This window comes from Dyadobacter sp. CECT 9275 (genome assembly GCF_907164905.1).
Classification (GTDB): Bacteria; Bacteroidota; Bacteroidia; order Cytophagales; family Spirosomataceae; genus Dyadobacter; species Dyadobacter helix.
This window is the reverse complement of sequence record NZ_CAJRAF010000002.1, coordinates 1,372,055-1,386,628: the sequence shown is the minus strand read 5'-3', so window position 1 is coordinate 1,386,628 and position 14,574 is coordinate 1,372,055. Positions and strand designations below refer to the sequence as shown.

Sequence of the window (14,574 nt, the reverse complement as noted above, 5' to 3'; positions counted from 1 at the left end):
CATTTTGGGTATTTAGCTGTTGGCTATTAGCCATTAGCTGTTAGCTTTTTTTCTGTTTACTGTTAACTTCTTACTGCCCTCTCCTTCAAGCTGTTAGCTGCTGGCTATTGACTGTTCGCTTTTTTACTGTTTACTTCCACCGCCTACTTCCTACTGCTTCAAGCTGTTGGCTATTAGCTGTTAGCTATTTTTGCAGTGTGCTGTTTACTGTTAACTCCCTCCTTCCCACCGCCTACTGTCAACTCCTTCAAGCCGTCAGCTCTTTTTACTGTGAACTGTTTTACTGTTTACTTCACTGCCTACTTCCCACTGCCTACTTCCAACCGCCCACCCTCTACCGCACCAATTTCTCCAGTAAAACCTCCTTCCCCCCGTTCTCCCTGCTTTCCTTTGCTGCAATGATGATACTGATAATGTTCCTGGTTTTACTGAATGCCAGGCGGGGTTTACCTTCTTCTACCGACCGGACGAATTCAATGATGTTGTCGCGGAACATGGAGTAGGAGTTTCGGATATCCACCAGCTTCCAGCCCTGCTGACCGAAAAGGGAGAGTTGAAATGTGCCGGTTATATCGTTAAAAAGGTAAAAGGTGATTTGCAGGCCGTCACGCAACCTGAGGTGTACAATTTCTTTACCAAGTTCACCCACATGTCTGACAGACGCCGGCTCGGGATCATCCAGTATCCCGAATACCGCTTCCAGGAGATGTACCCCGTATTTTTTCCAGTCCTTTTTACCCACCGCTGTAATGAGTTCCAACTGACCCAGCGTTTTTAATTCCTGGCGGGCAATGCGGCATTCATTGGCATATCGCATAGAAGAACAGGACATAATGAATTTTCCCTCAGTATGTTGGTCGGAAAACCATTGCAGGTCCTCGGCGGAATAGGCGAGAGGCTTATCAATAAAAACCGGAAGTCCTGCGGCTATAAAAGGTGCGGCCATGGCCTGGTGATTTTCGGGGTCGTCCCGCGCCAGGATTACCGCATCAACCTGGCTGGCCATATCCTCCAGATTATCGGTGATATAGGGTATGGAAGCGGCAAAAGCAATGCTTTCCGATATCGCTCTTTCCTGCGACCAGACGTGTGTTACACGGGCATTAGGTATCCCCAGGGTATCCCGATTGGCCTGCAGGTAAGCTGCCACAGCGGGATAACCGATGCGTGTAATTTCCTCCGCGTCAAAAGATCCGTTAATAATAGCTGCCCAGGAGTAGGGATGTGCATTTCCGGGGCTCATGCCAATTATTCCAATGTTGATCATGACAAGTTGTAGCTGTTGGTCTTACTCTTTGTATATGAAAAATTTCTTTGCTTTATAGTCATTTTAACCAGCCCATCCGGTCCCAATGCGGAAGATTCAGGAAAGCTGGATCGGGGTATGTCAGCTGTTCGGCCTCTTTGAGCTGTTCCTGGCTCATGTACTGCCCGTTTGCCGTTGCAAGTGCCTTATACAGGTATTCCATTTTGTCGATGCCTACCAGCACTGCTGAGACATTTTCAAACGAAAGGGCAAATTGGGTGGCCAACGTGGGCAGATCGGGAAACTGATCTCCCACCAGTTTGTAATACCCCTGAATGTGTTTTTCAACTTCCGTTAACGCCGGATGAAGGTTCCTGCCTCTGTCGCTCAAAAGTCCTTTCATGAGAACCGAACGGATCACCAGCCCCACACCTTTTTGGCCAGCCTGCTGGAAACAGATACTGTGCCGCTGGTCCATCAGATTAAAAGGAAGTTGTATGATGTCCCAGCTGCCCGTGTCAACTGCTAATTCGGTTTCGGCTGCGGCGTAGGTAGATGCCCCCGTGGCACGGATCACCTTTTTGTCTTTCAATTCTGAGAAAGCTTCTGCAATGACCTGATTTTTCAGAATTTCGGTATCTGCCTGATGTAGCATAAAAATATCCAGGTAGTCGGTTCGGAGTGCCCGCAGACTTTCCTGTACCGAATTTTCGATGAATGGCTTCAGGTCTTTGTCGGGCAGCAGCTTGCCGTCTTTTCTAAAATGGTTGCACTTGGTTGCGATTACCACATCATCCCTTCTTTTTTCAAAAGCTTTACCCATAATGGATTCGCTTTCACCATATAACCGGGCCGTATCAAAAAAGTTGATACCTTTTTCCTGAGCTTCATGCAGCAGGTAGATCGCATCTTTTTCGGACAACATATCCTCCCTTCCTGTGACACCGATACCATAGGGCATGCCTATTTCTACCCCCCCAAAAGCAATTTCTGACACAAGTATCCCGGTAGCGCCCAGTGGCCTTTTTTTCATGGTTAATATCTGGTTTTATTTATTTAGAGCTTTCCTACTATGGACTAGGCCGTGCTCAGGTATTCATGTATGAATTTTTCGACCCGGCCGAGGCGGATTTTGTAAAAGCACCCACCAGATCCTGACAATAGTTTTTGACACCTACAACGTCTGCACCCATACTCACAAACTGGTACCCCATCGCAATCAGCTCGTCCACGTTTCCGGGGCCTCCCACGGTTCCGGCAAATTTTCCATGCTTGCGTGCTACCTCTGCTACTCTCTTTCTGGCTGCGATCAGTTCCGGATGATTCCACTCTCCGGGCGCACCAATACCCTGGCTGAAATCGCCCGGTCCAAAAAACAGCATATCATAACCGTCCAGCGCCGCAATTTCTTCCAGTTCTTCGAGCGGTTCCGGATCTTCGATCTGGAAAATAATGAACCGCTGCCGGTTGGCTTGCACCAGGTATTCGTTAAAATCCAGGGCAGTATACGCGCCATCGGCATTACCTCCGTCGATCGGGCGGCGGCCTATGGGATGAAACCGGGTCATGGATACGATGGCTTCGGCTTCCTGCAGGTTCATGATATGTGGTACCATAATTCCCGTAGCATCCAGTTCCAGCGGCCTCACAAAGTCGCTGTAACTGCCCTTGGGCACCCGCACCAGCAGGTCGGTGTCATGCGCTTTGGTAGCCCATATACTGGCAGCCAGTATGGACCAATCCTGTCCGATGTGTTCCTGATCGGTCCAGACGCAATCGAATCCCGAGATAGCAGCAATTTCGGATACCCTGGCATCCGAAAAATTTATTTTAAAGCAGCTTACTATTTCTCCTGCTCTGAGTTTTTTTAATACCCGGCTTTCGCGCATTTTCATGGTCTTGTCTTTTTATCAAAATTAATATTCACCTGTTAACCGTTCTGTTACTTTCATTCCTATTTATGATACTATTTTTCATCTCTGCGGGTTGTTGTTCTCAAGGCCGAATCGCGGGTAAAACCAGCGATATCTCCGCTGCTTTCTTAAAAATCCGTTTGCTTTCATTCATCCTGCTATCGGTTCCTTTTCATAATTCGCAGAACGGCGTGGGCGGCAGAAGCGGCAACATCCGCTTTATCCGCCTCCGAAGAGAGCTGAGCGGTGTCTTTGAACAAGGAAACCAGTAAGGGGATATCATCTTCGCTGCCGCTGTCAGCCAGGGCCGCGGCCATCTCCGCTACGTCACCTTTTGAGGTGGCGTTTTTGTATTTCAATAGTTCTGCGTGGATCTGTTCCCGCTTGGGTGACCCGGCTGAGGCCGTGGTAAAGGCGGCGCTAAGCATATAGACCCTTGCGGGTGAAGCGGCGGGTTCAGCGAGTGCGGCATCCGCAAGCTGCTCCCATTCCTGGTCCGACAAACCTTTTATTTGGCGCAGCGCATATGCCGGAATGGTTTTGAATGTAACGTCGTCACCAGCGTTAAGTATCATTTCCAGCAATTTGGCCGGAGCTTTTCTGAGAGAATCCTGCGTGGTAAATGCCACACTCCAGAGCGTATAAAGTGATAAGGGACTCACCGGGCCGTTCAGCGTTTTTTTTGTAAGTGGCTGATCATCGGCCAGAGGAGATATCCTCAGTTTGGCTAGTGTTTCAACTGCGTGGGTACGGTCCGTAGCTGTACTATCCAGAAAAACGGCCTTTATTTTATCAGTGAAAGCTTTTTTTTCTGTTTCTCCGGTAGCAGCCTGAGCCAGTACGCGCCAGATACCAATTCGGTAGGGTGGTTTTGTGCCGGAGCGTTTCTCTTCTTCAAGAAAAGTTTCTTTCACACCTTCCGGGTATCCCGACCATAGCAAATATTCCGCGGCATGTACTTTTACCCATTCCGACTGGCCGGACAGAACATCTCTCAGAATAGTGAGTGACTGTTGTTCATTTTCAGATAAATCTGTTGACTCTGTTTTTTTACTGGTGCATGCGTTGAGCATAATCGATAAGAAAAGAACTGTTAAAGTAGTGATTGAATGTTTCATATAATGACAGAATAGGGTGGTTTGCCTGTTATGCGGCTATAGTTCGATTTTTTAAATGGTATCCCCAGCGGGACCGCTAGGTCAGTCGTGCAAAACCAGGCTGAATATCCTGGGGCTCGCCAGTATTTTCATATTTTCCAGTGATGATATCCTCCTGCATTTCGGATAACACAACCTCCATGGCTTGCAGCAGGCCATCCACATGTATCTCTTCATGGGCGTACATCAGGTACATCGAAGAGGAAACCAGGAAGCCATGTTCCAGCATTTTTTGTATAAAAATCTTTTTAGCCATCAAGGCCTGGCCGTTTAGCTGAAAGGACAGGGTTGGGGTTACGGGCATTCCGCCGACTATCAGACAGCATGCCGGATACAGGGAGGCAAGGTCATTCAATTTTTTCTTGAATTTTAAACCTCTTTCCCAAACCACTTCCTGCACATTGAGCCGTCTCATTTTATCCAGTACGGCAAGAGCAGCGGCTGTTCCTACACCGTCGGTCCAGTAACTGGAGGAGATAAAACTGGCGTTTGCATCTGCCATAATTTTTTCGCGGCCAATCACTGCACCGAAGGGGAAACCATTTCCCATGGCTTTGGCATAAACCACAACATCCGGCTCTACTCCGATGTGTGAAAGTGCACCTGGGAAACCATAGCGCAGTCCGCTTGATACTTCATCCACCACAAAAACGCCACCGTTTTGCCTGCATCGGGCGGCCACCTTTGCAATGAACTCATCCTGTGGGAACTGGGAACGCATGGGTTCCATAACTACGGCCGCCAGGTTGGTGCCGAGTGTCTGCAGGGCGGATTCAAAGGACGCCATGTCGTTAAACCTGAAAGGGACCGAAGTACCTTTCAATTCCCGGGGAACCCCACTGGGAGCTAAGCCAGGCAATAAATGTCCGTCCAGTGCATCGTGCTCTCCAAGATTTGCCGCCAGGTACCAGTCGTGCCAGCCGTGGTATCCGCAGAACGCAACCCCACTCCGGCCGGTGGATGCCCGGGCAATACGAACAGCCATCATCATGGCTTCTCCTCCACCACGGGCGTAACGAACTTTGCCTGCCCAGGGATGAAGGTCCAGCAGGGTAGCGGCGAGTTCTACTTCCTGTGGATTGACCAGTGAACTGTAACTTCCCTGAGCGATTCGCCGGGTTACTGCAGCGTTTACATCCGGGTCGGCGTAACCCAGTAAAACGGCGCCGATTCCACCGGCAAAATCAATATACCTTTTCCCATTCATATCCCAAACCTCGCATCCGGCTGATTTGGAAAAATAAGCTGGCCACTGTTTTCCGTCAAACATTTCTGCTCTTTTGGAAAGCAGTCCGGTGCCTCCGGAAATTACTTCCCGGGCTTTTTTCCAGTAGTCGGGGCCGGTGGATTCCTCGGGTAAGGCATTGGATGGAAGATGCGGACTCAATAATCGTAAGGCATTATTTAAAAATATATCCTGAACATCCGAAGGTGTCATTCCCGCATCGTCGCAGGCTTCGCGCAGGGTAAGCAGGGATTCGATCCCGATCAGGGTCATTTCATTGGTTGTTGCGGGTTTGTGTTCCGGGGCGATGGTTTCCGGATGAAGCCAGTAAAAGTAACCACCCGTTGTAACACATCGTCCGCGGGCCTCGCTTACGGCGAAGTCTGAACCCCAGAGTACCCGCTTGGGACCAAGTATCCTCAGTGCAGCTGCAAAGGATTCAGATTCTGTAACAGCGGATGTATCGATAACCGCATTGTCCAGATCGACAAGTGAATAAAGGCCGCTTCTCGCATTCCGATAATTAAAACTCCGGGCCACATGAGCGAGTATCAGTCTGACATTGGGATAGGTACGGCACAGCCTGCGTATTTCCTTTTGGTTATCAGCATCATCCATCGCGCCGTCGCGGACAATGTGGAGCAGCAACACGCCCTTGGTCTCGTGTAATAATTCCCACATCCATTCGGGGGCATATTCCGTTACCGATGCATTCATGGTATCAGGACGGGCGGCATAACAGTGGTATACTTTAAGTCCGGTAAACCTGCCACTCCTTAAATTCCCGGCAATCTCCTGCGGATCATCCAGGGGAGATACTACCATCAGTGAACGGCTCAGTGAAGTGCCGTTGTTCACTACTTCGCTGTGTACCCACCGGTTCATTTCCTGACGATTACTGCTTTTGTGCGGCATTCCGAAGTACAGGCCATGGATTGTTTTCACCGGCATATACTGCTGCAGAGCCGCCCGGTGCTCGGCGCATCCCAGTACTCCGGCACCTTCCAGGAATGCCCATGTACCGGGTGCAAAATGAGCGGGGTCATAGGGATGCACATGGATGTCATAGATTTCCGTTGGTATGAAATCGTTGAGCCTGCTTCCGATAAGGGCCTGGTCTGGGGCAGTAAGAAGATTGGTATATTTCATTTTGATGTAATCATTTTATTTGAACTACTCAGAGACTTTCAACGGATCCCTGGATTGCCCTTTTTTAAGTAAGAACCTGTCAGGGAGGCTCAGCAGCACGCCAACCGCAACGCCTGTAACCAGTGAACACGGCATCATCCACAGAATGGTAATACCAAAAACACCATAAAACGCCACCCCTATGGCGGCACCAACCGCTATGAGGCCCGCAGCAAAAGTGGCTCTTTCGGTAGCAAAAGGGACGAACAGGGCCATGAAAAACAGGACGAACAAGGGTGCTACAAATAGATTGACGACTTTCATGACCACTTCATAGAGGTTTCCCTGTACGCCCGACACAAAAAGACTGAGCACAATTACAATACCTCCGGAAAAGTAGGAGAGCTGTTTAACAAGCCTGAGCGGGTCAGGTGGTGTGGCTGATGGATTCCGGAACCGTTTCAGGAAGTCTTCGGCGATAACGGACGACACACTGTTCAAACCCGACGACATACTGGACATGGCGGCTGCCAGCAAGCCGGAAATGACCAGTCCCGAAAGCCCCGCAGGCAACCCGATCATGATGAACCTCGGGAAAAGAGTATCTGCCTGCTCGTAAATTGTTTGTCCTGGTAACAGAAAATGCTGATTTTTGACATAAAACGCAAGCATGGATAATCCCAGAAGCGCCAGCAGCAGGTCTGAAAGCATGCTTGAAAAAAACGAAACCCGCAGGGTTTTTCTGGCGTCCCGGATGTCTTTGGTTGACAAGTAACGTTGTATGGCCATTTGGTCAGATCCGGTAGTACATACGTACCAGGTGAAAATTACCAGGGCAGCATTTCCTACTGAGGTACGTTCCATGACGTTAAATCCGAGCCGGGGTGTATCCCAGTGAGCGGGCCATTGTTTTGGAAATATGCCTGTAAAGGAATCCAGGTTCAGACAGATGATGATGATACTCAGAACAGCCCCGCCCAGAAAGATGGCTGACTGGATCACATCGGTAAGAACGACCGCTTTAAGGCCACCCATAGAAGTATAAATGATGGTAACCAGCATGAGGATGATGCCAATGAACGGAGTATAGGCAGGGTTAATATCAATAACAGATAACAAAGCAACGTCTACCGTGACGTAAACAATGGTAGCCATCCATAAAAACCGGAGCGACAGAAACATGAACGTTGCCAGCATCCGCACACTGAGCCCCAGTTTTCTTTCCAGGATTTCATAAGCGCTGGTTACCTTCATTTTCATGATGTAGGGAATCAGCCACCAGCCTGCCACGTAATAGATCACCGGATAGGCAATCATTCCGGAGAAGATTACCGGCCCGTGTTTGATCATCTCGCCGGGATAGGACAGGTAACTCAGGGTACTGAGCAGCGTAGCAAACAAGGAGATACCCACCGAGGTAGGGTTCATTTTACGGCCCCCTAGCACGTAGTCTTCCTGGGTTTTGTTTCTGCGTGAATAGTACCAGCCAATAAAAAGCATCAATGCACCGTAAACGGCTATGACTATCCAGTCCGGGTAGGTTAGCCGGGGCATTGCTGCAAGGAGTGGCACCTGCGTGTTGATGGGATGCGGCATCATCTGGGGTTAGTCTATTGCCAGAATACTGCCCGCAATATGCTGCATACCTCCCGGCACATTGAAATAGTAAGTTACCAGCACATGTTTTTTATCCAGCTGAACTGCCCAGGGATAACCCAGGTCACCATTGCCGCCATCTGTACGTAGAATTATTTCAGGAGCTGTGGCAAAATCGGTACATTCCGCATTCAGAATACGTGCCCGGATTCCCAGCGGCTTGTGGCGGTAACCGTAACTGAGGAGTACCCGGTTGTCGGGGAGGCGAAGCGCCTGCAGCGGATGTCCCTGAAAGCCCATGCTCTCCCAGGGTTTAAATGTTTTTCCGCCATCTGTGGATCGTGCGATGCAAGCTTGGTCGCCATTGTCTTCGGTCCTCATAAATGCAACGATATCCCCCTTCGGCGTTTCATAAACGGATGTTTCATTGAAGGAAATCTTGTCGTCTACCGCCACGGCGCTTGAGTATTTCCAGGTAAGGCCCTTGTCCTCCGAAACAATCAGGTGATTGGAGGTCTTGTTAGGTGTTTCCCTGTCGGTATTGGCAACAACCCATAAAATGCGGCCATCCTTTGCCTCATACAAAGCACCGCGGTTATAAGCTGGAAGTGGATTTCCCATGGCGGTGTAAAGAATTTCCTGTTCGATATGTGGCGGATAAACGGGACCTTTCCAGGATTTTGCGTCATCGGTGGAACGTACCATGTAACCACCCAAAAATGTGGCGCCCGAGGTTTCAAAATGCGGTTTTTTAAGGTTTGGGAGACCATCAGGACGAACAAACGCCCATCCATAACTGGCGCATAACAAATTCCCGTTCCGCAATTGCAGCAGACATGGGTCCTGCGAACCACCAAAGGGGTGCGCATAGATCAGTTCAGGTTCTTTGGTCCAGGTTTTCCCGTCTTTGGAGCGTACCGCTACCAGATAGCTGTTCGGGTCTACGTGGCTGGTACCTTTTTCGCCAAATATTTTCCGGTTTGGAGCACGGCGGAAGGCTACATAAATTTCCCCGTTTTTCAGTTTAACAACAGAAGGAAATGCACAGTGGAACTGACTGTCCTGATAAATCATGACATCCTGAACTTTCCGGACACCTTTAATACTGTCGCCCGGCATAGGGTCGGCCGAAACATCATAGAGGCCTTTGCAGATAAGGACAAGCATCAGCCCGAGTCGTATAAGCGTGTTCAATTGCATAAGATATTGGGGTTAGGAATGGTGTTTCAAAAAATGTTTTTAAGATGGATAAACCTGAGGCGTCCTACCAGCAGGTCCACCCGCCATCCACGGCCAGGTTGTGGCCGGTGATATAGGAAGAAATCCCGGACAACAGGAAAGCCACGGAACCTGCTATCTCCTCCGCCTGTCCGATTCGGCCCAGCGGAGACTTCCCGGCCAGTCTTTCCACAAAGGCCCCATGGGTTTTCTGTACCTCAGGATTGGGGAACGGGCCCGGAGAAATGCAGTTACAACGTACATTGGATTTCCCCCAGTGCACGGCCAAATAACGGGTCATCTGGGTGATTCCCGCCTTGCCAATCCCGTATTCCAGCGGATTTTTGTTCATCGGTTCCTGATATACCTCGGGATAGGGAGATACCGTTCCGTACATGCTGGAAAACAGTACAATACTTCCCCTGTTGCGAACGGCCATCTGGCTGCCGATCGCCCGGGTGAGGATAAAGGTGGAGGTTAAGCCACCATGATTTACGGAATCAAAATCTTCGGCGGTGAGGTCTTCCATTTTTTTTGCTGTTGTTGCAGTGGTCAGGTTTACGTAACCGTCCGGAACACCCCGCTCTGCGATCCGGTCTTTGACAAACTGTTCACATGCCCCTGTCTCTCTGATGTCAAGCGAGGCGGGTGTAACACCTGTTAAATTGTTATTCCTTACAAAGATTTCCGCTCGGTTGTCCAGATCCACACAAAGGACTTTTGCCCCTAGCCTGGAGAGCATCAGCACGGTAGCCTGCCCCAGGTAACCTGCTCCGCCAAATACCCAGATGTGCTTGTCGTTCAGTTGGAATATATCAGTATGGTAAGCTGTCATTCAGAATACATGGTTTGTTGAAACTATTCATGATGGAAATCTGAGATTTCCGGTTGTTATCTTAAATACTTACCCCGTTTCAGGACAGCGGCCCAAAGCAGATATCCCTCCGCCGTAAGGTGTACGCCATCCCATGTAAGCTCCTTTTTTAATTTTCCCTTTTCATCCGCAAAGTGGCTGTACAGATCAACGAAAGAGACTTTTTCGTCCTTTGCCAATTGGTCCAGCCCAAGGTTTACGTCCCTGATCACCGCGTCCTTATTACAGTGATTGGTCATTTTGTGGAAGGAATCATTGGTCGGAAGCAGGGTTTGAAGATAGATTCGTGTGTCGGGAGATTCCGTTTTTATCCTACGGACAATCCGCTGGAAATTTTTCAGTAATATTTCTGCCGGGATATTCCGGGCCAGGTCATTGATGCCGATCATTACAAAAATCTTTGCTGGTTTTCCGTTGGTTACCTCTCCGAGGCGTTCGAGAACACCGAAGCTGTTGTCGCCGGGAATGCCCCGGTTCTTTACATGCCGGTTTTCCAGAAATTCGCTCCATTCGGCCCAGAATGTGATGCTGTTCCCCAGGAAAACAATGTCCTTTCTGGAGTGACGAAACGTTTTCATCAACCCAACCCGCGGAGCATAAACATCAGGCCTTGCGGTGCTATCCCAGTTTGTTTGCTGGCCATTGGCGGTATGAAAAACCAATAGTAGCATGGTGACAGTAACTCCTGGGAAGCAGGACCGGCGTATTTTCATCAGCATGTCGGTGAAATTTGAGATAAGCACACGATCCGTTTATTTGATTTCCAGAATACTTCCGGCAATGTGCTGCGGGCCGCCTGGAACATTGAAATAATAACTGACCAGCACGCGGTTCTTATCCAGCTGAACGGCCCAGGGATATCCAAGGTCGGTACTGCCTCCGTCTGTGCGCAGAACAATTTCCGGAGCCGTTGCAAAATCGGTACATTCGGCGTTCAGAATCCGGGCCCGGATGCCCAGCGGTTTATGGCGGTATCCGTAGGAAACCAGCACGCGGTTATCGGGCAGGCGAAGTGCCTGTAACGGGTGTCCCTGAAATCCCATTTTCTCCCAGGCAGTAAAAGTTTTTCCGCCATCGGTGGAGCGTGCAATACAGGCCTGGTCATCCAGCCCGGCGGTTCTCAGAAAAGCAACCAGATTACCTTTGGGTGTTTCATAAACCGAGGCTTCATTAAAAGATACCTTGCTGTCCACTGCCACCGGAGCGGAATATTTCCAGGTAAGCCCTTTGTCGGATGATATCAGCAGGTGATTGGAAGTTTTACCGGGCTTTTGCTGGTCAGTCGCCGCTACAACCCAAAAAATCCGTCCGTCCTTGCCCTCATACATGGCACCACGGTTATATGCCGGAACCATGTTTCCAAGGGCGGTATGATTAATTTCCGGGGCGATATGAGGAGGGTAAATGGGTCCCTGCCAGGATTTGGCGCCATCGGTAGAACGCATGATGTAGCCTCCCAGGAAAATAGCACCACCTGCTTCGAAGTATGGTTTTTTTAAATTGGGGATGCCGTCGGGACGTACAAATGCCCATCCATAACTGGCGCACAACAGGGTACCGTCTTTCAACTGAAGCAGACAGGGGTCCTGAGAACCTCCAAAAGTATGTGCATAGATCAATTCTGGTTCAGGGGTCCAGGTTTTGCCGTCTTTCGATTTCACCGCTACGAGATAACTGTTCGGGTCGACATGATTGGTGCCCTTTTCACTGAAAATTTTCCGATTGGGGGCCCGGCGGAAAGCAAGCAGTATCTCACCGTTTTTCTTTTTGATGACTGATGGAAAAGCAGCGTGAAAATCCGGATTCTGATAAATGATCACATCTTCGATTTTACGCACTCCAGGAATACTGTCAGCCGCAAGTAGGGCAGCTCCGGGAAGAGAAAAGGAGCGGGCCTGGATACCCGGAGCGTAGATCATCACCAGGGTGAAAACTAAAAAAAGTCCTGATATCTTATTCAATCTCATTATAATGGGGTTTGGTAAAATGGTTGCTGTGGTATTGAAGTATGTGAAGTTCAGACAAGGAAAAATTCGGGTATCAACTTTCTGCCAATTTTTCGGACTGCCGATACCTCTTGTTGGTCAATTGACTGGTAGGGCCACCTTACACGTGTGCCAACGGCGGTCCAGCCTCCTATTGCCGCCAGGAATTTGTCCAGCGCCATGTCAGAATAACCTTTAAAATGCAGTGGTAAAATACACTGATCGAAAAATTGTGTAATCCGCTGTTCCATCTCCAGTGCCGCGGGCAAATCTTCCTGCATTAGCAGATACCATTGCTGCGCTGCCTGCGGATGGATACAGGCCATATTGGAATAAGCTCCTGAGGCCACGCCTTCTTTCACACCGGTGGCGAGTTTGTGGCCGGGAACAAAAACGGAAAGCGGCGGATTTTCCTTCAGCATTGCGGTATACCATTCAGCCCCACCGGCACCTACTTTTATGCCGATCAGGGAGGGGATTTCCAGCGCCAGCCGGCCAAAGTCGGCTGGTTTCAAAACCGTTTTGGTATGGCCCACATGATATAAAACCAATGGGATTGGGAAGGCCTCTTCGGCAATCACTTTCAGAAAGTTTACTTGCTCATCAGGGTTGGGCGCTACCCAGTCGGGCATGATTACCTGAAAAGCTCCTGGTTTTAAAGACCGTGACCGCCGGATCCTTTCCAGAGAAATGAGCGGGCTCATGTGACTTGCACCAATCTGAAAGGGAATACCAGACTGACTGCATTTTTGTGCCAATAACTGATTGATGGAGTCAAATTCTGATTCGGTCTGGTTGAAAAACTCGCCCGCAGTACCATTTGAATAAATTCCGCTGATACCGGCACTGCAGAGTATGTCCAGCTCGTCTTCCAGTAACTGATAGTCAATACCGTTATCTGCCCTGACGGGCAAAAGCATTGTACACCAGGTCCCTTTTAAATTTTGAGCCGAAAGCTGCTCCATCGTGTTATGTTTGTGGCCGATTTTAGCGCCGGAGAAACTAAAGAATTAAAGTATGCGCATCATTTGCTGGTAAGAATCCCCAGGCTTCTGGGGGTGGCAAACGGGGCATCTGTTGCTTTGGCCGGTATCTTAAAACGATAAGCACGGATTCCGCTTCCCTTGCCTTCTTCATAATACACCACCAGTACCGAACCGTCTTTCAGCTCCACAGTGGACGGGTAAGCCCCAAGCGTTTCATCCACGAGATAAGGACCTTCCCAGGTTTTGGCTTCGTCGCGGCTGATCCGCAGGCCAGTGTATCCTTTCTTGGAAGGCGCTTCCCGGAATGCCCTGGTAGTAAGTAATATCTCACCGGATTTAAGTCTGGTGAAAGAAGGTGAGTGCCCCCGGAAACCAATATCTTTTACATCTGACCAGGTTTTGCCCATGTCCTTGCTGGTTGAATAATGCATGTGTACCTCTTGCTGAGCCCGTAAAGCGGCGTAGAGCGTGCCGTCTTTCAGTAAAATCACATCGGTTTCAGCAGCCAGGGGAAGGTTGGCTTTTTCGCCGATGGGGATCACAGGGCCCCAGGTTTTGCCTTTATCAGCGGAACGCATCACGCCGCCCCAGGCTTTGAGCCCTCCTTTGCCTTCCTGATGATAAATGGGCAGGATAACCGTACCATCCGGCATTTCCCTTACCTGAGCGGAAGAAAGCCAGTCAATATCTCCGGTCTTAAGAAGAGTAGCTTCTTTGTCCCAGGTCTTCCCATTATTTTTTGACCAGATGAGCTGAGGGCTACCCAGCGTCTTATATTCTTTTGCACCGAACGTAGCATATCTGAGGGAGAAGAAGCTGACAACCAGTGCACCGTTACTAAGTTGGGCAATGTGCGGATCGCGGTTGTCGTCGGTATCATCGTAAATGGTCACAGGTTTGCTCCACGTGCGCCCTTCATCTTTGGAGCGTACCAGGCAGATCCTTCCCGCCTTCGGGTACTTTTCGCTTTGTTTGGTTACGTGCTCGTCACCTGCATAGAATACGGCAACAATATCTCCGTTTTTCAGCCTGCAGGCGTCAGGGAAAGCCTGATAATCACCTGCGTCTCCACCTTTTGAAATCATAATGGGCTTGAGGGTGTCGGCCGGTGCCGTTTTTATATCGGAAGCCTGTAGAGAGGCCGTTGCCATGAGGCAGATAAGCAGCATCAGTCCGCGAAATGGGTAGGTAGTCATAATGGTTATGGTTTAGGAATAGGTTCTAGCTATTAGCTTTTGGCGTTTGG

The 14,574-nt window shown here is 49.6% G+C and carries 12 protein-coding genes; all 12 read right to left on the bottom strand.

All coding sequences use genetic code 11. The annotated features are described in order from the left end of the window. Positions 1–334: 334 nt before the first annotated feature. The 12 genes from KOE27_RS13830 to KOE27_RS13775 all read right to left on the bottom strand — a co-directional run bounded on the left by KOE27_RS13830 (position 335) and on the right by KOE27_RS13775 (position 14,524). The gene (locus tag KOE27_RS13830) at positions 335–1,267 is read right to left on the bottom strand and encodes a Gfo/Idh/MocA family oxidoreductase (protein ID WP_215239451.1); all 933 of its coding nucleotides are present in this window, start codon (positions 1,265–1,267) and stop codon (positions 335–337) included. A gap of 58 nt (positions 1,268–1,325) precedes the next feature. Beyond that, positions 1,326–2,279, bottom strand: coding sequence for an aldo/keto reductase (locus KOE27_RS13825; protein WP_229252767.1), 954 nt, complete (start codon positions 2,277–2,279; stop codon positions 1,326–1,328). A 55-nt stretch (positions 2,280–2,334) separates the two neighbouring features. Then, a complete protein-coding gene (locus KOE27_RS13820) occupies positions 2,335–3,141 on the bottom strand; it encodes an HpcH/HpaI aldolase family protein (protein ID WP_215239450.1) in 807 nt (268 codons plus the stop codon). A gap of 176 nt (positions 3,142–3,317) precedes the next feature. Then, positions 3,318–4,277, bottom strand: coding sequence for a hypothetical protein (locus KOE27_RS13815; protein WP_215239449.1), 960 nt, complete (start codon positions 4,275–4,277; stop codon positions 3,318–3,320). Between the two features lie 76 nt (positions 4,278–4,353). Further along, entirely contained in the window at positions 4,354–6,690 is a 2,337-nt protein-coding gene (locus tag KOE27_RS13810; RefSeq protein WP_215239448.1) for an aminotransferase class III-fold pyridoxal phosphate-dependent enzyme, read from the bottom strand. A 24-nt stretch (positions 6,691–6,714) separates the two neighbouring features. Then, complete coding sequence (locus tag KOE27_RS13805; RefSeq protein ID WP_215239447.1) at positions 6,715–8,268, bottom strand: sodium:solute symporter family transporter; 1,554 nt, start codon at positions 8,266–8,268, stop codon at positions 6,715–6,717. 6 nt (positions 8,269–8,274) lie between these two features. Beyond that, positions 8,275–9,465, bottom strand: a complete 1,191-nt coding sequence (locus tag KOE27_RS13800) for a sialidase family protein (protein ID WP_229252766.1) — start codon at positions 9,463–9,465, stop codon at positions 8,275–8,277. Positions 9,466–9,529: 64 nt separating this feature from the next. Then, on the bottom strand, positions 9,530–10,318 hold the full coding sequence (locus KOE27_RS13795) for an SDR family oxidoreductase (RefSeq protein ID WP_215239446.1): 789 nt from the start codon (positions 10,316–10,318) through the stop codon (positions 9,530–9,532). Positions 10,319–10,374: 56 nt separating this feature from the next. Further along, a complete protein-coding gene (locus KOE27_RS13790; protein ID WP_215239445.1) occupies positions 10,375–11,070 on the bottom strand; it encodes a GDSL-type esterase/lipase family protein in 696 nt (231 codons plus the stop codon). A 39-nt stretch (positions 11,071–11,109) separates the two neighbouring features. Further along, the gene (locus tag KOE27_RS13785; protein WP_215239444.1) at positions 11,110–12,324 is read right to left on the bottom strand and encodes a sialidase family protein; all 1,215 of its coding nucleotides are present in this window, start codon (positions 12,322–12,324) and stop codon (positions 11,110–11,112) included. A 50-nt stretch (positions 12,325–12,374) separates the two neighbouring features. Next, positions 12,375–13,307, bottom strand: coding sequence for a dihydrodipicolinate synthase family protein (locus KOE27_RS13780; RefSeq protein WP_215239443.1), 933 nt, complete (start codon positions 13,305–13,307; stop codon positions 12,375–12,377). Between the two features lie 59 nt (positions 13,308–13,366). Continuing rightward, a complete protein-coding gene (locus KOE27_RS13775; RefSeq protein WP_215239442.1) occupies positions 13,367–14,524 on the bottom strand; it encodes a sialidase family protein in 1,158 nt (385 codons plus the stop codon). Between the last annotated feature and the right edge of the window lie 50 nt (positions 14,525–14,574).

Bases quoted from the DNA above. Each gene is read 5' to 3' on its own strand.
- KOE27_RS13805 (WP_215239447.1), bottom strand. From the start codon at position 8,268: ATGATGCCGCATCCCATCAACACGCAGGTGCCACTCCTTGCAGCAATG.
- KOE27_RS13785 (WP_215239444.1), bottom strand. From the start codon at position 12,324: ATGAGATTGAATAAGATATCAGGACTTTTTTTAGTTTTCACCCTGGTG.
- KOE27_RS13775 (WP_215239442.1), bottom strand. From the start codon at position 14,524: ATGACTACCTACCCATTTCGCGGACTGATGCTGCTTATCTGCCTCATG.
- KOE27_RS13830 (WP_215239451.1), bottom strand. From the start codon at position 1,267: ATGATCAACATTGGAATAATTGGCATGAGCCCCGGAAATGCACATCCC.
- KOE27_RS13820 (WP_215239450.1), bottom strand. From the start codon at position 3,141: ATGAAAATGCGCGAAAGCCGGGTATTAAAAAAACTCAGAGCAGGAGAA.
- KOE27_RS13795 (WP_215239446.1), bottom strand. From the start codon at position 10,318: ATGACAGCTTACCATACTGATATATTCCAACTGAACGACAAGCACATC.
- KOE27_RS13825 (WP_229252767.1), bottom strand. From the start codon at position 2,279: ATGAAAAAAAGGCCACTGGGCGCTACCGGGATACTTGTGTCAGAAATT.
- KOE27_RS13815 (WP_215239449.1), bottom strand. From the start codon at position 4,277: ATGAAACATTCAATCACTACTTTAACAGTTCTTTTCTTATCGATTATG.
- KOE27_RS13790 (WP_215239445.1), bottom strand. From the start codon at position 11,070: ATGAAAATACGCCGGTCCTGCTTCCCAGGAGTTACTGTCACCATGCTA.
- KOE27_RS13800 (WP_229252766.1), bottom strand. From the start codon at position 9,465: ATGCAATTGAACACGCTTATACGACTCGGGCTGATGCTTGTCCTTATC.
- KOE27_RS13780 (WP_215239443.1), bottom strand. From the start codon at position 13,307: ATGGAGCAGCTTTCGGCTCAAAATTTAAAAGGGACCTGGTGTACAATG.
- KOE27_RS13810 (WP_215239448.1), bottom strand. From the start codon at position 6,690: ATGAAATATACCAATCTTCTTACTGCCCCAGACCAGGCCCTTATCGGA.